Raw genomic sequence first — 21,041 nt, 5'->3', positions numbered from 1 at the left:
CTTAGTCCTCCTTTCCTTTCTGAGTTTCGTAAATTTCGCGGTAAACATCGTTAGTGGCGACTAATTCCGCATGCGTCCCTTGACCAATCAGCCGTCCTTGATCCAAGACCAGAATCTTATCTGCATGAACAACGGAGCTAATCTTTTGAGCAATGATAATCGTCGTCGTTCCTTGCAGCTCTTTATTCAAGGCTTCTTGAACCAGCTTTTCTGACTTAGCATCCAAGGCTGAGGTTGAATCATCTAAAATCAAAATATTGGGATTGTTGACAACACCTCTAGCAATGGACATCCGCTGCTTCTGACCGCCAGAGAAGTTGTTGCCACGCTCCTCCACTACACTGTCAAAGCTTTCTTCCATACGGCTGATAAATTCACTGGCTTGGGCAATACGAGCCGCTCGCTCCATCTCAGGCAGTGAAGCATTGAGCTTGCCCTGACGGAGATTGTCCGCAATAGTCCCGCTAAATAGAATCGCCCGCTGCAGAACGATAGAAACATTTTTTCGAAGAGTTCCCTGACTAAGCTCTCGCAGATCCCGACCGCCAATCTTGACAGAACCTTCCTGCGGGTCAAAAAGACGGGGAATCAGCTGAGCCAAGGTAGATTTACCAGCACCTGTCGCACCGACAACGCCAATCATTTGCCCCGGCTCAACCTTAAAGCTGATATCCTTTAGCATTGGCTCGTCATCATTGGGATAGGAAAAAGTCACATGCTCAAAGCTGAGGCCGCCTTCTAGTTCTTCATCTGGTGAGTCTGGGAAAGTCATAGCTGGCTCCGTCGCTAATACTTCCTTGATCCGACGGATAGAAATGATCCCCCTCGTCACGCCATTTCCCAAAAAACCAACCATAATGATGGTGAAAATAATCTGGCTCAGATAACCGATAAAAGAAGCGATAGAGCTGACCAGTCCTGGCTCCGCCTGAATCATGCCAGACAGAGTCCAGATAGCCAAGTAAACAGAACTGTAGCCGACCAACATCATCATTGGCTCAATGATTGAAAAAGCATAGCCAATATAGAGATTCTCTGACAAAAGCTCATCAGACACCTGACTAAACTTATGAAACTGGTCTTCCTCCCGAACGAAGGACTTGACCACTCGCACACCACGAAGATTTTCCTTGGCAATGGCATTGATTTTATCCAAAAGAGTCTGGAATTTCTTAAAACGAGGCCCCATCATCCCCATCATGACAGCCGTTAGACCAGCTATGAGCACAATCAGCAAGAAAATAATCCACCAGAGAGAGGGCATGGTCACAATGGCCAAGATAACTGATCCGATAAAAAGAATGGGCAGTCGAAGAAGAATTTGAAAGAGCATCATAGTTACATTTAGAATCTGATTGATGTCATTTGTCATCCGCACGACTAGATTTCCAGCGTTGAATTCCTCGATATTGGCATAAGAAAAGGTCTGAATCTTGCGGAAAGTCTCCTCACGGAGATCTGATGAAACAGCCTGAGCAATGTAAGCCGCCAAGGTTACATTAATCCCTCCTGCCACCAGTCCGATAAAACCGATGCCAATTAGCCAACCGCCCATACTGTAGATGGTCTGGCTATTTTGCTCCTGCAAAGCATCTAAGATGTGCTTTAAAAACCAGGGCAGTAAAAGAGAGCTGGCAATCATCAGCGAGGTCATCAAAAGCGAACTCAGGGCATACCATTTATACCGTAATAGACTTTTAAAAAACATGCTTCCTCCTACTTTTTTCTTATTTGACTTAGTTTCCTTACTATATCACACATAAAAACAATGTCAAGCAAGAAATTTCTTATATTATATGGTAAAATGAGATATAGACTCTAAAACCGATTTAAATTCAGACTCGGAATTTCATCATAAGGAGAAGATATGGATAAACAACGAGTTGCTGTGATTGGTCCTGGTTCTTGGGGAACAGCCTTATCACAAGTGTTAAATGACAACGGACACGAGGTTCGTATTTGGGGAAATATCGCTGAACAAATCAACGAAATCAACGATGAGCACACCAATAAACGCTATTTCAAAGATATTGTACTGGACGAAAAGATCAAGGCCTATCATGACCTGGAAGATGCTTTAAAGGATGCGGATGCTGTGCTTTTTGTCGTGCCGACCAAGGTAACCCGTCTGGTAGCCAAACAAGTAGCTCAAGCTCTGGACCATAAGGTGAAAATCATGCACGCCTCCAAGGGACTGGAGCCCAATACCCACGAACGGATTTCAACTATCCTAGAAGAAGAAATACCCGCAGAGCTACGTAGCGAGATTGTCGTTGTCTCAGGTCCCAGCCATGCTGAGGAAACCATTGTACGCGATATTACCCTGATCACCGCTGCTTCTAAGGATCTGGAAACAGCTAAGTATGTGCAGGAGCTCTTCAGCAATCACTACTTCCGCCTCTACACCAACACCGATGTCATCGGAGTAGAGACTGCAGGCGCTCTGAAAAACATCATCGCAGTTGGAGCTGGTGCTCTCCATGGACTAGGCTATGGTGATAACGCCAAGGCAGCTATTATCACACGCGGTCTGGCCGAAATCACGCGTCTAGGTGTCAAGTTAGGAGCCAACCCTCTCACCTACAGCGGTCTATCTGGTGTCGGTGACCTGATTGTCACAGGGACCTCTGTCCACTCCCGCAACTGGCGGGCCGGCAATGCTCTAGGACGCGGCGAGAAATTAGCTGATATTGAAGCCAATATGGGCATGGTTATCGAAGGGATTTCCACCACCAAGGCTGCCTATGAACTGGCCCAGGAGCTGGATGTTTATATGCCGATTACCCAGGCTATTTACAAGGTTATTTATCAAAATTGTAATATCAAAGATGCCATTTATGAAATCATGAACAATGAATTCAAGGCTGAGAACGAATGGACTTCGTTCTAATAGAAAGGAAATAATTATGTCAAAAGTTAAGAAAGCCGTCATCCCTGCAGCTGGTCTCGGAACCCGCTTCCTGCCAGCTACTAAAGCACTGGCCAAGGAAATGTTGCCAATCGTTGACAAGCCAACCATCCAGTTTATCGTTGAGGAAGCTCTCAAATCTGGAATTGAAGATATTCTAGTTGTCACAGGTAAATCAAAACGCTCCATCGAAGACCACTTTGACTCAAACTTTGAATTAGAATACAACCTCAAAGAAAAGGGTAAAGACGACTTGCTCAAATTGGTCGATGAAACCACTGGTATCGGTCTGCATTTCATCCGTCAGAGCCATCCGCGCGGACTGGGAGATGCTGTCCTTCAAGCTAAGGCTTTCGTAGGAAACGAGCCTTTCGTTGTCATGCTGGGCGATGATCTCATGGACATCACCAATGATAAGGCTGTGCCGCTGACCAAGCAATTGATTGATGACTACGAGGCTACTCACGCTTCTACCATCGCTGTCATGCAGGTACCTCATGATGAAGTTTCCTCTTATGGTGTGATTGCCCCTCAAGGCGAAGGTGTCAAAGGTCTCTACAGCGTGGAAACTTTTGTCGAAAAGCCAAAACCTGAAGATGCACCGAGTGATTTGGCTATTATCGGCCGCTACCTGCTGACACCAGAAATTTTTGAAATCTTGGAAAAACAAGCGCCAGGTGCTGGAAATGAGATTCAGCTGACCGATGCGATTGATACTCTTAACAAGACGCAGCGCGTGTTCGCTCGCGAATTCAAGGGCGATCGCTATGATGTCGGTGACAAGTTCGGCTTTATGAAGACTTCTATCGACTACGCCCTCAAGCATCCGCAGGTCAAAGACTCCTTGAAGCAGTATATCATTGACTTGGGTCATACATTAGAGAAAAAACAAAGTAAAAAATAATTAATCCAAACAACTAGCCTTAAAAATAAAATTTCAGCTATAAAAAAGAGGTTTTCAACCTCTTTTTTTATATATCGTTAGTTATTTATACACACTTGTTAAATCAAGGAATGATGAAAGCCTAGAAAAATTAGAAGGGCAGCCAAGGCTAGATAGCCCAACAAGACTAGCCAGCGCTGAGCAGGTTTAAAAGCATTGCTTGAGCCTTTGATAGGGAGAATGACCGCACAAAGTATGCCACCAATTAAACCTCCCAAATGCCCCGCCAGGCTGATACTAGGCATGAAACTAAAGATGATATTGACCACAATCAAGGTCATATAAGACTGCCCCAGCTGCTGAATGTAGCTGTCGCGAACGACATATTGCAGGGTCACGATAGAGGCAAAAAGTCCAAACAAGGCGGTTGAAGCTCCTGCTGATAGAGCATCTGGACTGAAAAAGAAGACAAAGATATTTCCCATTAGACCAGACATCATATAGAGCAGAAAGAAATTTCGTGAGCCAAAAATGTCTTCTGCCTGCCGTCCAATAAAATAAAGAGTAATAACATTTACCACAAAGTGCTCCAAGCCAATATGCACAAAGATAGCAGAAAAGAGACGCCATATCTGAATAGGATTCATGATAATAGTTGGAGAATACACTGCTCCAAATTCAAAGACCGTTTGTGCTTCAGCATAAGAAAAGCCACGTAAAATAAGCATCCCCACAAAGACAAGCGTTGTCAGAATTAGCAAAATACTGGTCACAGGATATTTCTTATCATAGATGTAGTTCATAAGTCAACACTTCCTTTACTGCTATATCGTGATAATCGGGCTCAAAATCAGACTTTTGAAAACTATAGATGCTGCTGATGGATGCTCCTGCAAAATCAGCCAGATAACGGTCATAGTAGCCACCGCCGTAACCAATCCGAAAGCCTTGAGAATTGAAAACCACACCCGGCACATGAATCAGATCAATCGCCGTCTTCTCCACAGCCTCTTCGCTCATCGGCTCCATAAGACCAAAAGAGCTTTTTTGCAGATGGCTTTCATCATAATCCACAAATATCATCCGACCTTGGCCATAGGTTTTGGGCACTAAAACCCGCTTGCCATCTAACTGAGCCTGCTTGATAAAGGCTGCAGTTGAGACTTCATGCGGCATAGAAAGATAGGTAGCAATAACCTGAGCTTTTTGATAAGCTGCCGAACTGAGCAAGTGCTGGGTCAGCCAGTTATCTGCCTGCTCTTTTTCTTTTCCTGTCAGTTTCTTCATCTGGTTCAGTACAGTTTGTCTCAGCTCTTTTTTCATGCAGCTCGTCCACCTTTTTCTTATCTTTCGTTGATTTTATAATCTAGGAATTTCCCAATCTTTTCAATAGCAAAGGGCAGTGCTGCCTCATCCGGTGTCATCTTGGGATGATGGAGGGCATAGGGACTATCCACTCCCAGCCAGAACATGACGCCCTTGACCTTGCTGAGCAGATAGCCAAAGTCCTCGCCTGTCATAGCCGGCTCAATATCAATCAGCTGCACTCCTTCTTCCTTCTGGAAAAAGGCCATCAATTCGTCTGCTAGGTCAGGATGATTTTCTACAGGCAGGTAGCCTCCTTGCTTGAGTTCCAAGTCCAATTCCAGACCGAAACTTTGGGCTAGACCCTCTGCTATTTCCCGTAAGCGCTTCTGAGTCAAGAGGTTCATCTCCTGAGTCAGAGTCCGAATGGTGCCATGCAAAAAGGCCGTTTCTGCGATGACATTGTTGGTCATGCCAGCATGGAGCGAACCAAAGGTTACAACCGCCCCCTCGATAGGATCGACATTGCGACTGACAATGGTCTGCACCTGGGTGATAAAGTAGCTAGCCGCCACCAAAGCATCATTGGCTTCATGAGGAAAGGCCGCATGGCCTCCCTTCCCCTTAAAAGTCAGCTTGACCTCACAGGTGCCAGCAAAGAGAGTTCCTCTGTTAGTCGCAATATCGCCGACCTTGAGGTCAGGCCGCACATGGAGACCGTAAAACTCATCTGGCAGCCAGTCGCCAAACGCACCGTCTTCATACATGAGCATTCCGCCAGCTTCATTTTCCTCTGCAGGCTGAAAGAGAAAGAGCAGATTGTGGATAGGCTGAGCGCTCACAGCTTGTTCCAGCAGGCCTAGAGCGACCGTCATGTGCATATCGTGTCCGCAGGCATGCATCCGACCTTCATGAGTGCTGGCAAAGTCCAGTCCTGTATCCTCCACAATCGGCAGACCATCAATATCTGTCCGCCAGCCAATCGTCTTATCCGGTGAACTGCCCTTGATAAAGACCAAAATGCCCGTCCGCCAAGTCCGGATTTCCACAAAGTCTAGGCCAGCTGTCAGGTCATCAATGACCTGCATCAGGTAGGTATGAGTCTTGTATTCTTCCAGACCGATTTCTGGTATCTGGTGTAAATCACGGCGAATTTTCAGATAATCAAGCATTTTCTTTCCTTTAAAATCTTGTCAGACTAGTCAGATCGTTGGGGCACACCCAATCAATTCATCTTTATGCCATTTTTAAAGAGTACGCAGGGCGTCTTCCAGAGCTGTCTTCTGCTGGGTCTTCTCGTCAATGGTCTTGATAACTCGTGCCGGAACACCAGCAACTACTACGTTTTCCGGAACATCCTGGGTCACAATCGCACCGGCCGCAACAACGGAACCACTGCCAATTTGTACACCTTCGATTACAACCGCATTGGCACCAATCAGCACATTGTCTCCAACCCGAACTGGCTCAGCACTAGCCGGCTCAATGACTCCCGCCAGAACAGCACCAGCACCGACATGACTGTTTTTTCCGACAATCGCTCGGCCTCCCAGAATAGCGCCCATATCAATCATGGTTCCCGCACCAATCTCCGCACCGATATTGATGACTGCCCCCATCATGATGACAGCATTATCACCAATTTCGACTTGGTCACGGATAATAGCGCCCGGCTCAATGCGGGCATTGATGTCGCGCTTGTCCAAAAGCGGCACCGCTGAGTTGCGGGCATCCTGCTCTACGACATAGGTCTTATTTTCCTCTAAGTTCGCTAGGAGCGGCTTAATTTCTTCCCAGTCTCCAAAAAGAACATTGCCTAACTTCACAACAGACCAAGGGATGGATCCGTGCAATTCTCCATCAAAGGTCACCTTGACCGGAGTTTTTTTCTTGGCATCAGCGATAAATTTGATAATTTCTTGAGCGTTCATTTTAGTAGCAGACATAGCTTTACCTCTTTGTTCTTTCTATTTCTTCATTTAGAGAAAGATACACTCTCTCCTAGCCATCCAATATTTATCTATTATAACACAATTCAGAAGTTTAGTTTGAACTTTCTTAGAACGATATTATTCCCTATTCAGAGGATTGAATATTTTTTAAATGAAGTTTCCTATCTTTATCCTCCGCACAGTCCAAATGACAGTAGGTTCTATCTAACATAGACTCAGATTAATACTCCTTGATTCCTACTTTATAATAAGTATTTGGAAGCTCCAATGTTTTAGGGACTCCCTAGATACCCGATTGTGATAAGGCCCATTGCGATTGGTTCCATCTATTCCTTAGACTTTTACTTCCCCAATGCCTTTCTGATACTCTCATCAGGATTTTTTTAGTTCTATTTTCACCAGCCTCTTGATTTTTAAAGAAGATTCTGGCGTTTCTGGTCTATCTTCTCAGACAGTGCTAGTCAGCAAACTTTTTAGACGGTAAAGCCCATTCACTTCGTCAAAATACAAAGAAACAGTCATATTGTCTGTGGTTGAGTAACTTAGACTAATTGAATCAACTTGCCCCTTAACTGATTTAGAAGCATAAATAGTTTTAGGCATCCCCAGTTCTGCTATGGCCTGTTTTACTTCCACTCCTTCTTGCTTATCTTGAGGGATAAGAGTTCGGTAATCATCGACCGATTTCGTAACTGGCCCCCAAGCATTACGGAATAGTCTAACGTATACTAATGAGAGCTCTGTTCTACCCTCAACATCCCTAAACCTTAAGGTAATATCTCCTTTCTCTCCTATTAATTTATATGTCAGTTCAACTAATTGGCTGCCTTTCACGCTATTATCGATGCTACCGGAACTAGCTTTTCCATACTTCTCGACAACATCCTGTGGAAGCACATTAGGTTCTTTCATCGTTTTTACCATCTGTAGTATATCTTCTATTTGGAAGTCTATTTGTCGATTCTCTTCTATAAGGTCAGAATAATCTTCAGTCAGCTTCTTTATGTTATCTTCTGATTCATTCTGAACTGTACTAGTAGACTGCGCTGATGACTGATTTCGTAATTGCTTGGATCTTGGCCACATATATGATACAAGTATTGCAAAACAAGTAATTAGCACTAGACCTGTAGAAACTACTAACAAAGAGGCGTATCGAGACTGACCTAAACTTGATATAAGTTTAGGTTTTCGACTACCTGCCAACTTTTTTTGCTGTTTTTCTTTAGCTGTAGCCTCAAAAACTTCCCCCTGAGGACTGCTATCAGAGAACACACTAGTTGCTTGCTTGTTGAATCCTGGCTTCTTTGACCACTCCCGTTGAACTTTCCGCCCTCTTCCCATGCTCTTCTCCTTAAATAAACCAAATTCCTTTTTTCTAGCAATTATTTTTTCAAAACAAAGAATACCGTCTGCCTACTTTTTCAAAATCTGACAAATACTATCCATTCAATTAAAATGAACCTTGGTCGCGCAATAGAGAATAGCTTCAGTTTTCCCCAATAATAAATACTCATAAGCGTCTCCGATTATTGCCTACCGATACTTTTCGCTCTCAAGGTATCTAACATCAGGTGATATGTTTTTCGTAAAGAAGATAGTCACCGGCCTGAGAAACGGTGAACCAGAGACTTACATGTTTCCCATCCTCCAACTTATATAAAACATTCAGCTTTTGACCACTCTCGCACCGGAATCAATTTTTATGTATTTTGATAAACCAAATTTTTCTAAAATTTCCTGATAGCTAGTTCCATCTTCGTTTTGAAACTCTTTACCAAGGACAAGATGTTCAAAATTTTCCTCTTTTAGATCTGTTCGGCTTTGAGCATGCTGCGAACTAGCAAGATTATAAGAATAAATACCTGACAATTGATATTCATTATTTATTTTTTCAAAGTAGAAAGACAAACGCTGCCGCGGTTCTTCTCGAGAATAGAAAAGACTCATGCGCCCAGCGGTCTGATTCAGGAAAGGAGCTAGATTACCTGACTGCGCTTTACCAAATTTCTTAACAATATCCTTGGGTGTTAGTCCGGACCCGCTTCGCTCATCAACATCACTTTTTTTCTGTAGTTGAAGCTGACTAATATCCTCATAAGTCCAGTCAAAATGATTATTCCCCTTATCCACATATTCGTCCAATACTCTCTGAGGGGATAAGAAATATTCAAACCGTTCCACCAAATAAGGAACTGACAAAAGCAAGAGGATAGACAAAAAAACTACTGATAACCACATCACTTGTTTATTAAAAAGCTTACGTCCAAGAATTCCTTTCCTGTCTCTCTCAACCGTAGTAGAGCTTTTGTTTTCCACCCTATTCTTCGCAAATTCTTGGTACTCTGCTTCAGTAATAGCTAGATTCTGTTCTCCTTGAACTTTTCCTGCTCTCTTCTGACCCTGTTGAAATTTAGTTTGACGCTTCTGACGCAGACTCTCCCAGTCTTTTCTTGCCATCCTTCTCTCCTTTATGAACCAACTATCATCCCCAAACAAATAATTCTAAACCATAGAATAAGAATCTTCTTATCAATAAACATACTTCCGAGTCAGTCGATAATCTCCTGTCTTTGATAAGGCAAAGTCTAAGTAAAGATAGCTTTTATTCGTCAGCTTATATTTGAGATAGACAATCGTTCTGTCTTTATAGTCTACAGACTTGTTGATAACTTGTGGCAAACCAAAACGCGACACCACATCTTGAATGTGGGCACCTTGTCCAAATTCGTCTGCTTTCAAATCCTGGAAATCTGCTTCAGTCAGCGTTTCTGAGCCACTTGAGTAAAGCGAGCTGCTCAGTTGGTTACCACGAATTGTGCTCAGTCGGTACTTGCCGTCAATTTTTTTGAACAAAAGACTAGCTGTTTGTTGTCCACTCGATTCACTATAAAAAAGATAAAGTGTATCGTCGCTACCGTTGTTACTCTCTCCTCCTGAAGTTGCCTTCCCAAACCGTTCGATAATTTCTTCGGCAGTTGGAGCGTCTTGTCCACTTCCTTGCTGTTCAGATGAATAGACTTGAAGAGCTAAGATATCATCAAATGTCCAAGCGAAGTTAGCTGCTTTCTTATCAACATAAGCTGTCGCTTCTTGAGAAGTCTCATCCTCAGGAACCTCCCATGAGCGAGATGATGTTTCCGAAAAAGAGTAACTCTCACTTTCCTTACTAGAGGACCAACTAGATTGATAGGTGTTGCGTTCCTGACTTCCCTTATTTGAAGAAACATATCGAAAAATAGGAATAAGCACCAATATCACTAGAAGAATTGCCCCGCTACTCCAGACCCACTTAAAATTTCTTCTTCGCTTCTCTACAAACTCCCCTTGCTTCCAATCAGTTTTTGTTTCGAGTTTCTGCTCCCTTGTTGGTAACTGTTGTGATTCTTCTTTCGTTTTATCAATATCAGGACTTATTTGAGGTTGTCGCTGCTCTTTTTTAGCTGACGCCGATTTACCTCCTGTAAATTTAGCTTTGTGCTGTTGTCTCAATGACTCTAAATCTCTTTTTTTCATCCATCCTCCTATTGTATTTTTTAAACTCTATGCTTTTAGCACCTTGAACAAAATTAGCTTCTACATCAAGCGCTAAGTGTTTGTTTCTCCTGCTCCATCCTCTAAACCAGAATTTTTTTCTAATATATAACCTTGAGAATCAGAGACTCCAAAAGAAAGATTAACTATTTGGCCATCAGATAACTGGTAACTAATAGACACTTTGCTAGAAGATATGTAATTTGTATAGATAGAAAGACTATCTGGCAATCCCAATTGACCGACAACTTCTTGGTAGGATTTCCCTTTCTCTATACCAGAAAAATCTTGACGAGTTAATTGAGAATTTCGATTTGGTAAACTGTTGCTGCTAAGATGATGACTAAACAGAGAATCTAATTTAGGCGTTCCCACACTACCGTAACTAGAAAAAGAAATTGAAACCGAAGCATTTGATCCTGCATCAGGATAATCTAAATTCAGTGTTATTATTTGATTATCATAATTATGTTCTCTCCCAGATTTCGCTTTTCCTAACTTAGCAACCACTTCATCTGCTGTTAAACGAGAGGCAGTTCCTTTAAAATCCGCAAACAAAAGTGCGATATCATCATAAGTGATATGGAACTGATAGTCTTCTCCAGCAATCAATTCTGAACGATTAGTAGAAGTTAAATCCTTTTCGCTGTTAGATGACGTTCCCCCCTGATAAATATCAAAAGAATCATTATAAATATTATTTGTTTTAGAGCTCGGATTGGAAACTAGCCCTACAGCTCCTAGTCCTATGAGTAACATGAAAAACGCCCACATAAGTTTCCAACCCATAGAACTATCAGATGAAGACTCCGAATTTTCCTTCCAAAAAGCCTCATTCTCTTCTTTTTTAGCGAGCTCCTCAGCACTAAATCTCGGACGAAGCTCATACTCTTCTGCTTCAGATACAAGTTCTGAGTCTGGACGACTAGTTTCATCCTTAAAATAGAGTGATTCTTTTTTCTTAGATTTCAAGGATTCTAAAGCAAAAATAAGGCGAGATAACTCTCTCCCCCTCAGGTGTAAGAAGTCATCTGACTCAGCCGTTGAAACTCGTTTAATCTCTGTTTCAGTTCTCAAACCGTCTGGAGTCTCTGAAACATCCTGATAGCTGAACTGAGCTCCACTATCTTTGTCGCTTACATTAATTACTGAGTTAGAGGAGGATTCATTGGACTCAATGTTTTCGACTGATTTTTTCTCAGTCATTTGTGATTGAGCTAAAGCCTGAGATTCCTCTTCTTCAGATTTTCTGGATGGGAATACAGAATGATTGACGTCCCTTCTTTTAGGCTGAACCTTGTTAAATTTTGATTCATGTTCCCGTCTTAAGGCTTCCAGATTTCTTTTTTCCATATATTCTCCCAATCATATTTTTTAAACTAATCAGCATTAGTAAGATAGCATTTTTCATTCATTTCGATAGAACTACTCGGAAAGACAGACACTAGCTTCTCTTTCTTCAATAAGCTAGAAATACCATATCTGTATCAATAACTTTTTTAAAACATCATTTACTCTTTAAAATATTTTACAACAAAAATAACTAATGTGAGACTTTGATGAATAGTCCTTTTAACTTCTCAGTTCACCCTTCCTCTAAACACTTTGAAAAGGCAATGTTTCGCTAAGACAGTCTTGTTCCAGTATATCATATTTTGAACAGGTTTAGCTCTAAATCTACAAGGAAAAAGGCACGAACTCTCGTCCGTGCCCAACAAAGCAATTCCAAACTTATATACCAACGATATTATTTAATTCTTTCGTTCAAAATGTTCCCGCTGTTAGCATCAATGGTCATTTTGATCTTTTGCGTACCGTTCAGAGTTTCCAGCTTATGAGACAAGAACTCCTATTCATTTATTCTATTTAGAAAGATTACTCAATAGGTACTGTCCATTTTCCTGACGGATAAAAGTCAAAGTTATCTCCTTATTTGAAGATGTTTCATAGTTTACAAGCATCTTCGGCTCTGATTCACCATCCCCATAAACTGAGATATGTTGATATTCTGGGTATTCCTTGATCACTTCTTTAAAGGAAGAACCGCCCTCGCCTGTTTCCGCATCACCCGTCTTTAAGTTCTCTGTAATCTGGCCAGATACCTTTTTATCATAGTCGTCACTACCGGGCATAATACTCATACCCTGAAGATGGTAGCTGCCATCCTCGTGTTTCATAAAGGTCAGAGTGGTATAACTAGAGTCAGGTAACCAAGACAATGAGAGCCCTTCTTCTTGAAACGTCACACTGCTGGCCAAGCCAAAATCTTTGACTACTTGTTCAGGGGTCAATCCTTCATCATCCGCACTAACAATGCTCAGCTTTTCAAGGTCTTTCACTTCCCATTCATACACATCCTCTTTTGACGGAGCCACAAAAGAAGCAACATCGCTTTGATGTCCCTTTCGAGACAGACTTGGCACACTTCCACCACCCATAAAATCATTTAGGAAATAGCTGCCAAGACCTCCTAACAATAGTCCCGCTGCCAGACCTATTCCTAAAAATCCTATCAGCTTGCCCGTACTATTTTTCTTTGGCTCTGGACTTGGCTGGCCAGCGAAGTTTGCAGCTTGCTGTGGTCCGGCAAAGTTCTGACCAGCTGGATTAAATCCCTGAGGAATTGCTCCTTGAAAAGCGGGATTTCCCCAATTATCCTGCTGAGGCATCTGTTGTTGAGGAGCATCAAAAATGGGTTGCTGAACACCAAAATCTTGATTAGGATTCGGCATCTCAGGACTGCCTCCTTCTGCTGGAAGAGGCTGCCCCTCTACTGAGTTAGCTACAAATTGTCCTGGATCTGATGACGGGACTTGCTGTGGATACGGAGCTAATCCTTCTAAAGATTGTTCCTGCGGTTTATTTTGTTCTGACATCGTTTCTCCTTTTATTATTTGAGTTCTGTTTTATTTGTTGGCAGTAATGGACAAAAGATAGTTTCCGTCCTCCTGCTGAACGAAGAACAACCTATAAGTACCATCATTAGGAGCGTCATAAGCCGCCTCCATAATGGTTTGACTAGTATCCTCACTGAAATCTTCATCTACACGAATAGAGATACTCCCCGGACTGCCATATTCCTTAAAAACTTCCTTATAGGAAATGCCATCCTTACCAGTCTTTGCATCGCCTTTTTTCAATTTTTCAAAGTAATCAGTCGCCATCGCTTCGTCCTCAGCATTATGTTTGCTTCCTTCAAAGCGAATATTATAGATATGAAGGCTATTCAGATAGAAACCATCTTTTTTCTTCTCAAAAGCCAGAGAAGCAGTTTGATCTGTATAATAAACTGGCCAGTCCTCCTCATCATCAGAATCTTGAAGCGTTCCCCACTCTAAATCAAGGCTGTCACGAGAGATTTCTTCTTTTAAAGCCTTGCCATATTTATCAAGAATATCTTCCACAGAAGTACCATTCGTATCTGTCTGAATAGTATTGAACCGTAACTCTGACAAACTATCAATGTCCCACTTGAACTCAGTAGTATCAGGGTCAATGTACTGATCTGATTGATCCCTCTTTGATCCCCCAGCATCTGCTAAAGGATGTAGCACAGGATATTCTCCTCTGATGACCTCTGCTACTCCCATTCTATATCCCCAGATTCCCCCTCCGATTAGTCCAAGACCAAGAGAGAGCAAGGCTCCGCCTATCAGGATTCCTTTCCAAGATTTATTCTTGGTCAAAGGTGGGGTTGGTCCCTGCGGACTTGAAACATGCCCTTGCTGAGGTTGAAAATGATGCGGGAATTTCTCTTGCGACTGAGCATTCCTTGAAGGCTCAAAAGAATGCTGTGATTGCTGTTCTGTCAATCTTCTTTCCTCTTTCTTGTTTATTTCCAATAGTCTTATCAGTTCTCTTTTAATAACGAAATGCTTTGAAAGCAGTCAGTCACAAAAGATAAACTAAATAACTAAAAACTTACATTTCCTCTGACTTTATATATAAAAAATTTCCATCTGGCTGGCCTACAAACAATAGGTATTCATAACCATCTTCTGTTTTATAAGTCACCTCAGCAATCAGACGGTTGGAGATAATCTTATTATCCACATCACGCTCGCTTGTGATGACAATTTCTGACGGAACAGGATGCTTCTTCAGAACCTCTGATAAAGCTGTTCCTCCTTCACCCGTTTTCTTGTCTCCTTCTTTCAAACGTTCAAGGTCTTTGGGAGATAATACGCTCCAATCTGTCGTTTCCTTCCCTTTTCTATATTCTTTAAAAGAATCTCCAACTACCACTTGTCTCAGATAGTAGTTCTGGTCAACTTTATCAAATTGAAAAGAAATATTTTGCTCCTTGTCCCTGACAGAAGGGCCCCATCGGAGTAACAGACGATTGCGATCATATTCTGCTGAACTAGCCAAGCCATAAGTTTCAACGATTTGATCAGCCGTCAGACCTAATCCCTCATCATTTGTATAGCTCAACCGTCCCAAGTCTTTCAAAGTCCAATTAAACTGAACCGACTGCCCGTCTGTAGTAAAGCTGTCACTCTTGTCTTTAGCTTCTTCCTGAGCCTTACTCAGACGCTTAATCCTTTGAATATCCTTATTTGTCTGTGTCTGCTTGCCGATAAAATAAGCTAAACCGCTGCCAATCAAAAGACCAATTATGAGAGCAAAAATTGAAAGTCCTATGACTTTTCCGATATTGCCCTTCTTATCAGGCACTCCTTGCGGTTGCATCTGCTGGAAATTCCCTTGCATTGGCTGGCTAGGTTGATTTTCTTGCCAAGCCCCTTGCACTTGACCTTGTCCATCTTTATCTGACATGGTTTTCTCCTTATAAATTTTATTGATTTGTCATATTGCGAAAACATTGAAAAATAATGACAAATTTTACAGTATTATAACATAAATTATTCTTCCAATCAAAAAGGGAGTGGGAAAGAACTTCAAACAAGTTAAAAAGTTCGTCTTCCCACCCCCGCACAGTTGATCAGGCAATCTTTGGGGCTTAAAAAGCGAAGGAAGATGCCAATCAACCACTGCGTCATCTATTTTTTCTAATTTAGACCCAAAAGCCTGGACTTTTGCCCAGGCTCTGAATCAAGTTTTTAGACTCTTATTTTTCTAGTATTCTTATTTAGATATTTTATCCTACTTGAGCTACTTCAAAAATCTGAATGGTAGAGCCTTTTTCAATTACTACTGCTTGGTCTGCTGCGACATGGAGTGTACCAGGAAGGCTCCCCTCTTTTGAACCATCAAAAGAAATCGTGATATGGCCCAGTCCAGTTAAATTTTTTTCTACTACATTTCCCACGGAACTAATCGAATATTCCTGATTATCTACCACCAGCTTGCCGCCTTCTAGTATTGAACCTAGCAGATTTTTGTTATCAATCTTAAAACAATACTCTGCTAAATCTTCCGGTGCTTCTTCTCCAAATAAAATGAGCATATTGGCATCTTGAATCATATTCTGAGCTTCAGGCCCCACTTGAATTACTTTAGCTTCAAAAATTTTCTTCATATAATTCCTATTCATCCTTTCTCTAATTGTTAATGAACATTATTCTTACAGATAAATTTAGCATAATAGATGCTAGGTTTGCATTCATCTATCCAAGCTTTATTGATAAAGACCGATGCTTGCTATCCAAGCTACTAACACCCGTGGCACTCCGTTGAGAAAGCGTGAGTAGAGAACAGAGGGTACCCCAACCTCTACAGTTTCAGCCTTGGCTTCCGACAACCCAAGTGCTACAGGAATGAAATCACAACCATTTTGAGTGTTGATGGCAAATAGAGCCGGCAGAGCCATTTGGGGAGGAATATTTCCTTTGCCGATTTCAACACCAATCAAGGTTCCGATGATCTGGCTGATTACGGCGCCAGGGCCTAACAGAGGAGATAAAAATGGCAAAGAACAAATAAAGCCAATCAAAATGAGTCCCCAGATATTCCCAGCTAAAGGAACCATCAATTTTGCAATCCAATTTCCAACACCAGATCCCTGAATGACCCCAATCAGCAAAGAAACGAATGCCATGAAAGGAATGATTGTATTGAGCATCGTTTGAATGGCTTCACGAGCAGCCTGGTTGAAAGTTGCAACAACTTTACCAGCTCCCATCCCAATTCTTGCCACAATACTAGTTTCTGCTTTTTGTTCTGTAATCTTTTTACTTGTATCATAGGTTGGCTTCTCAGTAACGACTGTTGGCGCTTTTTCGTCTTCATTAGCCGCTGAAATTTGATTCAAGCCGACTGCTGATACATAGATATCCTCAGTAATATACTGAGCCAAAGGACCGCTTTTCCCTGTCGCAACAATATTGATAGTGGGAATCCCTTTCTTAGGATAAATACCGCAGCGAAGAGTACCGCCACAATCAACGATTGCTAAAGCAATCTCTTCATCAGGAATAGAAGTTTTGAAGCCATTAACGGCTTCCATACCTGTCAAATCAGCAATTTTATCTACAATATCTGGTTTTTCTCCTCCTCCAGTGATATAGATAAATTTGTGCTTAGCTTCACTAGGAGTAATGACCAAAGGGCCTCCGAAACCACCATTTCCTTTAACAACTTTTATACTCTTGTATACCATAATTTCACTCTTTCTATTCTATCAATCAAACGTTTTACTCAAGGTAACTCCTTGCTGTTTTGCAACATAAGCAGTTGTAAAATCAGTTACCCAGCCACTTATAAAGTTCATGACAATCCCCACAAGCATATAACGAATTGCCAAATCCATTTGACTTAAGCCTAAAGTTTGAATCCCTGTCGCGATTCCCATCCATACAAACAATTCACCAGGATTGATATGAGGGAATACACCATTTGAAGTGTGACAGAATTGCATCTGGGCTGCTACAAAACCAGGTTTATAATATTCTGGTAAGAAACGTCCCATACTGATTGCCATAGGATTTCCCAGCATAAATGCTGAAATAAAAGGTAAAATCATATAACGGCTAATAGGATTCTTTGCGGAAATCTTAGCCAAAGCATTGACTTTTTCTTCTCCCAAGAAAGCGATAAGTGTATTCATTGCAATCAATAGCATCAAGACAAGCGGCACAATATTTGTCATCCAACTAATAAATGTCTCTCCGCCCAATTGGAAAAGTTTCATAAAACTCTCTGCAAATTTTGTAATGTGATTCATAACGAACTCCTTTTCTTATTTTTTGTAAAGAACTGCTTAATAGATAATTTTAAGTAATTGGCATAGAAAGCCAATCCCAGAAAAGAATTAGAAGAATTTGTCTCTTGCTCAATACCAGCCTCGTGCCAAAGATAAACCTTTCTAGCATCTTCTATAGCTTCTTGTAATAACTTATTTTCCTGTCTAACAAGAGGATTATACTTATCAAAATAATGGATATCTTCTCCGACATAATCATCCATATTTTGAAAACGCGCTAAGATTGTTACTCCTTGCATTTTGCTAGCTTTAAGAACCCGACCGTTTTCATCAACCGCGAACATGACAATCGTACCGGATTTTATTCTTCCGGACTTCCTGCCAATCGCTACGCGCCCCAGTTTTCGGAGCATCGTATAGGTCTTATTGAAGTCTTTGAGTTGCTGCCAGCCGAGGAACATTTGAAATATATAAGCTGCCATGACAAACACAGCGAAAATTATTAGCGAATTCATTAAAATACTCCTTTGCTCTTAGAAAATGATAGAAACTCTGTCTCTGTTTCTACAGCCCTCAATGCTTCTTTTAGAGAAGGCTCTCCTGCAATTCGAAAAATATCGTCATACAATTCCAGCAATTCACTTTCCATTTTTCTTTCAATTTCTGAGGGTATGGCGACTAGAAAGATAAATTCAATCCATTCATCTCCTTTTTGATAAGGCTCTTCTAGTTTTCCGAACATTAAAATAGTCTTTGCATAACCCTGGTTAATTGTATGGGGGAAGGCAATTCCTCCACCAAAAATGGTTGATTGCTTTTTCTCCCTATCAATTATCCGATTTCTAAAACCTTCATCAATCATCTGAAGTTTCTCTAACTCTGCAACCATATTTAGCAAGTATTGCTGATAGGTTTTTTGGGGGCTCAACCGAAGAAAACGTAAGCTGACTGTTTCTAGATTTTTTTGATGAAAAGCATTGGCCCTCTGCCATTCTTCCTGCAGCCATTGATCATCAAAAAGATGATTAACTTGAATGACTGGAGATTTAGAATCTTTATATTTTAGAGGAACTGTCGTAAAAATCGCGAAATAGTCCTGATTCAAATCCACATTAAAATCCTCTTCAGAATACTGAGTAATGTCTACATCATTTCCAAGGACTCGTCTGAGTTGCTGAATAATCATCGTAGCAGTTCCTCTTCCTGTTGTGCAAACTACAGCTATCTGCTTGCGAGAACCCTTTACAGCAGAATTTTGCTTTCTTAAAATCATTTCAAAATACAAAGCCAGATATCCGATTTCAGATAATTCCAATTCAGAACCAAAAATTGCAGATAGTTCTTCTCCAGCTATTTTTGCCATTTCAAAAGCAAAAGGATATTGAGTTTGAACCTCGCCATGAAATATATCATTAGCTTGCACATGGAAAATCAGTCGATTGATTAAGGGGCCTAGATGAGATTTGATTTCTTCAAATAATTCTTCATCATCAAAGTGAACCAACATTGTTTCTTTGACTTTCTTGACAATCCCTTGAAAAATCTTTGCAAGCTGTTCAGATTGATAAGATGTCTTGCTTAAAGTGTCAATAAAACGGACATTAAACGGAAAACACAAAAAGTCTATCTCAAACTGACTGAGGGAAATCTTATAAGTCATTTCAATATGATAGATTAATTTCTCAGCTAAAGGTGTCTCTGTTAAATCATTCCTATAGTAAGGAATAGGACAATTCAACACTCTAGATGTATGAATACGCTCCACCATAATTGAAATGGTCTTTCGAAGGAGTTCCTGTGTTTCTTTAGGGATTTTATAGTCCTGGACTAGCGTCTCCAGAAAAGAAGATGTTGCCTCAGTGAGTGTCCTTCCTTCAAAGTAAGGAGCCACTTGGTGAATATAGAGCAAGCGCAAATTCAGCTCGCTCCCCAAGACCTCCAGCCCACGGTTGGGCTTTCCTGAAATAGTGATAGAGTAACTCTCTGCCAAAGATTTTACTTGTTTTAAATCCTTATTAAGGGTACTTCTACTAACACCTACTTCCTCAGCCAAGTCGTCAATAAGAAGAGGGGAGGTTGACTCAATTAAACGTTTTAGCAAATAGGCAATTCTTTTACTGGAAGAATTGAAGTCACTCTCCTGTTTTAAACTACCAGATAAAATCCTTTCCAACTCTGTATAGTCATACACTTCTAACATTAACTGATCATCTTGTGCGATAATCTGGATATTAGGAGCCAAAACATCATTTAATTGTTGGATACTCTTTTGCAAGGTTTGCAAGCTAATATCCAGTTCTGAGCGCATATCTACCAAGGAATAAGTTGGCTGCGAGACCATTTTATCTAAAATATTATACCACCGATTTACTAAGGTCAACTCTCTTCCCTACCTTCATTGTTTTAACCGCGAGTTTTACCTCCGGCAATATTTGTAGTGACACCTGTTATATAGCTAGAACGGTCTGAAATATAGAACGCTACAAGATCAGCTACTTCCCGTAGTTTCCCACTCCGTCCCAATGGAGTCGTTGAAGTTGAAGCATAACCAGCTCGAATATCTTCTACCGTCTTTCCACGGGTATAAGCAAGAGCTTCCTCGTAAGAAAGAGTTCGAAGACCCGTAGCTTCCATAATTCCTGGAGCAATTCCAACCACACGTACACCATGTTTCCCAAGCTCTTTCGCCCATGAACGAGTATAACTATAGACTGCCGCTTTCGTTGCAGCATAGGCACTTTGTCCTTCAGAACCTTCCAAGCCTGCTTCTGAAGCCATGTTCACAATTACACCTTTCCCATTTTTCACTAAAATACGTCCTACTGCCTGACTAACCAGATACAAACCTTTTTGATTAATCATTGTTACTTTTTCGAACGTCTCATCGTCCAACTCGTAAGGACCTTTAGGATTTTCTGCATCGATTAATAATCTAGGGACATTAATCCCCGCATTGTTGACTACCGCATCAATATTGCCAAATCTTTCAACTATTTTGGCAACACCCTCTTCTACTTCAGAGCGAGAAGTTACATCAACTTTTACAAATAATAGATTCGGGTGACGCAAATCGTTGTCGCTAAGATCAAAATTCGCTACATTGACTCCTAATTCCAACAATTCTTCGACGATTGCCTTACCGATCCCAGATGACGCACCCGTCACAAGAACTGTTTTGCCTTTAATGTCTAACCAATCATTCATTTTGATACCTCTCAAATTTTATTTACAAGGCAATTATACAGCGCTTTCATAAAAGAATTAAGACACTCTTTTTTTCACTGTTCAAAAAAATAATAAACTAATTAAGAGGCTTGTACTAAAAAATCCACAAGAAATGAACTTGTGGATCTT

Annotated in this window: 19 protein-coding genes and 1 pseudogene; 2 read left to right on the top strand and 18 right to left on the bottom strand. The window is 41.2% G+C overall.

Annotation, left to right across the window (positions count from 1 at the left end; all coding sequences use genetic code 11):
• Position 1 precedes the first annotated feature (1 nt).
• Positions 2-1,708 carry an ABC transporter ATP-binding protein gene (locus J1C91_RS01050; protein ID WP_125438878.1) on the bottom strand — a complete coding sequence of 569 codons (1,707 nt, stop codon included), beginning with the start codon at positions 1,706-1,708 and terminating at the stop codon, positions 2-4.
• 159 nt (positions 1,709-1,867) lie between these two features.
• Here J1C91_RS01050 and J1C91_RS01045 point away from each other — a divergent pair, with 159 nt between their 5' ends.
• Both J1C91_RS01045 and galU read left to right on the top strand, forming a co-directional pair.
• Positions 1,868-2,890 (top strand): NAD(P)H-dependent glycerol-3-phosphate dehydrogenase, encoded by a 1,023-nt coding sequence (locus J1C91_RS01045; RefSeq protein WP_002908586.1) that lies wholly within the window; start codon positions 1,868-1,870, stop codon positions 2,888-2,890.
• A gap of 16 nt (positions 2,891-2,906) precedes the next feature.
• Positions 2,907-3,812, top strand: coding sequence for a UTP--glucose-1-phosphate uridylyltransferase GalU (gene galU / locus J1C91_RS01040; RefSeq protein WP_002893959.1), 906 nt, complete (start codon positions 2,907-2,909; stop codon positions 3,810-3,812).
• A 98-nt stretch (positions 3,813-3,910) separates the two neighbouring features.
• Here the strand turns inward: galU and J1C91_RS01035 are convergent, their stop codons facing one another.
• The 17 genes and pseudogenes from J1C91_RS01035 to J1C91_RS00955 all read right to left on the bottom strand — a co-directional run bounded on the left by J1C91_RS01035 (position 3,911) and on the right by J1C91_RS00955 (position 20,891).
• The gene (locus J1C91_RS01035) at positions 3,911-4,594 is read right to left on the bottom strand and encodes a rhomboid family protein (RefSeq protein WP_002908584.1); all 684 of its coding nucleotides are present in this window, start codon (positions 4,592-4,594) and stop codon (positions 3,911-3,913) included.
• Complete coding sequence (locus tag J1C91_RS01030; protein WP_002905476.1) at positions 4,578-5,114, bottom strand: 5-formyltetrahydrofolate cyclo-ligase; 537 nt, start codon at positions 5,112-5,114, stop codon at positions 4,578-4,580. The genes J1C91_RS01035 and J1C91_RS01030 overlap by 17 nt, the downstream gene beginning before the upstream one ends.
• 20 nt (positions 5,115-5,134) lie before the next feature.
• The gene (locus tag J1C91_RS01025; RefSeq protein ID WP_002905477.1) at positions 5,135-6,268 is read right to left on the bottom strand and encodes an N-acetyldiaminopimelate deacetylase; all 1,134 of its coding nucleotides are present in this window, start codon (positions 6,266-6,268) and stop codon (positions 5,135-5,137) included.
• Positions 6,269-6,343: 75 nt separating this feature from the next.
• Positions 6,344-7,042 (bottom strand): 2,3,4,5-tetrahydropyridine-2,6-dicarboxylate N-acetyltransferase, encoded by a 699-nt coding sequence (gene dapD, locus J1C91_RS01020; RefSeq protein WP_002905478.1) that lies wholly within the window; start codon positions 7,040-7,042, stop codon positions 6,344-6,346.
• A 453-nt stretch (positions 7,043-7,495) separates the two neighbouring features.
• Positions 7,496-8,392 (bottom strand): hypothetical protein, encoded by an 897-nt coding sequence (locus J1C91_RS01015; protein ID WP_002908581.1) that lies wholly within the window; start codon positions 8,390-8,392, stop codon positions 7,496-7,498.
• 226 nt (positions 8,393-8,618) lie between these two features.
• A pseudogene (locus J1C91_RS01010) lies at positions 8,619-9,508 on the bottom strand (hypothetical protein).
• A gap of 72 nt (positions 9,509-9,580) precedes the next feature.
• Positions 9,581-10,564, bottom strand: coding sequence for a hypothetical protein (locus tag J1C91_RS01005; protein WP_002908579.1), 984 nt, complete (start codon positions 10,562-10,564; stop codon positions 9,581-9,583).
• A 72-nt stretch (positions 10,565-10,636) separates the two neighbouring features.
• Positions 10,637-11,935 carry a hypothetical protein gene (locus J1C91_RS01000; RefSeq protein ID WP_002908578.1) on the bottom strand — a complete coding sequence of 433 codons (1,299 nt, stop codon included), beginning with the start codon at positions 11,933-11,935 and terminating at the stop codon, positions 10,637-10,639.
• Between the two features lie 509 nt (positions 11,936-12,444).
• Positions 12,445-13,458, bottom strand: coding sequence for a hypothetical protein (locus tag J1C91_RS00995; RefSeq protein ID WP_002902111.1), 1,014 nt, complete (start codon positions 13,456-13,458; stop codon positions 12,445-12,447).
• Positions 13,459-13,488: 30 nt separating this feature from the next.
• Complete coding sequence (locus J1C91_RS00990) at positions 13,489-14,424, bottom strand: hypothetical protein (RefSeq protein ID WP_125438881.1); 936 nt, start codon at positions 14,422-14,424, stop codon at positions 13,489-13,491.
• A gap of 79 nt (positions 14,425-14,503) precedes the next feature.
• Positions 14,504-15,361, bottom strand: coding sequence for a hypothetical protein (locus J1C91_RS00985; RefSeq protein WP_004185204.1), 858 nt, complete (start codon positions 15,359-15,361; stop codon positions 14,504-14,506).
• A 322-nt stretch (positions 15,362-15,683) separates the two neighbouring features.
• Complete coding sequence (locus J1C91_RS00980; protein WP_002902105.1) at positions 15,684-16,064, bottom strand: PTS glucitol/sorbitol transporter subunit IIA; 381 nt, start codon at positions 16,062-16,064, stop codon at positions 15,684-15,686.
• A 99-nt stretch (positions 16,065-16,163) separates the two neighbouring features.
• Positions 16,164-17,144, bottom strand: a complete 981-nt coding sequence (gene srlE / locus J1C91_RS00975) for a PTS glucitol/sorbitol transporter subunit IIB (RefSeq protein WP_002899204.1) — start codon at positions 17,142-17,144, stop codon at positions 16,164-16,166.
• A 21-nt stretch (positions 17,145-17,165) separates the two neighbouring features.
• Complete coding sequence (gene srlA, locus J1C91_RS00970) at positions 17,166-17,708, bottom strand: PTS glucitol/sorbitol transporter subunit IIC (protein ID WP_002899205.1); 543 nt, start codon at positions 17,706-17,708, stop codon at positions 17,166-17,168.
• On the bottom strand, positions 17,705-18,202 hold the full coding sequence (locus J1C91_RS00965; RefSeq protein ID WP_125438883.1) for a transcriptional regulator GutM: 498 nt from the start codon (positions 18,200-18,202) through the stop codon (positions 17,705-17,707). The genes srlA and J1C91_RS00965 overlap by 4 nt, the downstream gene beginning before the upstream one ends.
• Positions 18,202-20,028 (bottom strand): BglG family transcription antiterminator, encoded by a 1,827-nt coding sequence (locus J1C91_RS00960; RefSeq protein ID WP_002902101.1) that lies wholly within the window; start codon positions 20,026-20,028, stop codon positions 18,202-18,204. Before J1C91_RS00960 ends, J1C91_RS00965 begins: the two co-directional genes overlap by 1 nt.
• A gap of 62 nt (positions 20,029-20,090) precedes the next feature.
• Positions 20,091-20,891 (bottom strand): SDR family oxidoreductase, encoded by an 801-nt coding sequence (locus tag J1C91_RS00955; protein ID WP_002902100.1) that lies wholly within the window; start codon positions 20,889-20,891, stop codon positions 20,091-20,093.
• Positions 20,892-21,041: the final 150 nt, after the last annotated feature.

The organism is Streptococcus sanguinis (assembly GCF_050222175.1).
GTDB classification, from domain to species: domain Bacteria; phylum Bacillota; class Bacilli; order Lactobacillales; family Streptococcaceae; genus Streptococcus; species Streptococcus sanguinis_M.
This window is presented reverse-complemented; position numbering and strand designations above follow the sequence as displayed.

Bases quoted from the DNA above. Each gene is read 5' to 3' on its own strand.
- J1C91_RS00980 (WP_002902105.1), bottom strand. From the start codon at position 16,064: ATGAAGAAAATTTTTGAAGCTAAAGTAATTCAAGTGGGGCCTGAAGCT.
- J1C91_RS01025 (WP_002905477.1), bottom strand. From the start codon at position 6,268: ATGCTTGATTATCTGAAAATTCGCCGTGATTTACACCAGATACCAGAA.
- galU (WP_002893959.1), top strand. From the start codon at position 2,907: ATGTCAAAAGTTAAGAAAGCCGTCATCCCTGCAGCTGGTCTCGGAACC.
- srlA (WP_002899205.1), bottom strand. From the start codon at position 17,708: ATGAATCACATTACAAAATTTGCAGAGAGTTTTATGAAACTTTTCCAA.
- J1C91_RS01045 (WP_002908586.1), top strand. From the start codon at position 1,868: ATGGATAAACAACGAGTTGCTGTGATTGGTCCTGGTTCTTGGGGAACA.
- srlE (WP_002899204.1), bottom strand. From the start codon at position 17,144: ATGGTATACAAGAGTATAAAAGTTGTTAAAGGAAATGGTGGTTTCGGA.
- J1C91_RS01030 (WP_002905476.1), bottom strand. From the start codon at position 5,114: ATGAAAAAAGAGCTGAGACAAACTGTACTGAACCAGATGAAGAAACTG.
- J1C91_RS01050 (WP_125438878.1), bottom strand. From the start codon at position 1,708: ATGTTTTTTAAAAGTCTATTACGGTATAAATGGTATGCCCTGAGTTCG.
- J1C91_RS01005 (WP_002908579.1), bottom strand. From the start codon at position 10,564: ATGAAAAAAAGAGATTTAGAGTCATTGAGACAACAGCACAAAGCTAAA.
- J1C91_RS01000 (WP_002908578.1), bottom strand. From the start codon at position 11,935: ATGGAAAAAAGAAATCTGGAAGCCTTAAGACGGGAACATGAATCAAAA.
- J1C91_RS00965 (WP_125438883.1), bottom strand. From the start codon at position 18,202: ATGAATTCGCTAATAATTTTCGCTGTGTTTGTCATGGCAGCTTATATA.
- dapD (WP_002905478.1), bottom strand. From the start codon at position 7,042: ATGTCTGCTACTAAAATGAACGCTCAAGAAATTATCAAATTTATCGCT.
- J1C91_RS00985 (WP_004185204.1), bottom strand. From the start codon at position 15,361: ATGTCAGATAAAGATGGACAAGGTCAAGTGCAAGGGGCTTGGCAAGAA.
- J1C91_RS01015 (WP_002908581.1), bottom strand. From the start codon at position 8,392: ATGGGAAGAGGGCGGAAAGTTCAACGGGAGTGGTCAAAGAAGCCAGGA.
- J1C91_RS00995 (WP_002902111.1), bottom strand. From the start codon at position 13,458: ATGTCAGAACAAAATAAACCGCAGGAACAATCTTTAGAAGGATTAGCT.
- J1C91_RS00960 (WP_002902101.1), bottom strand. From the start codon at position 20,028: ATGGTCTCGCAGCCAACTTATTCCTTGGTAGATATGCGCTCAGAACTG.
- J1C91_RS01035 (WP_002908584.1), bottom strand. From the start codon at position 4,594: ATGAACTACATCTATGATAAGAAATATCCTGTGACCAGTATTTTGCTA.
- J1C91_RS00955 (WP_002902100.1), bottom strand. From the start codon at position 20,891: ATGAATGATTGGTTAGACATTAAAGGCAAAACAGTTCTTGTGACGGGT.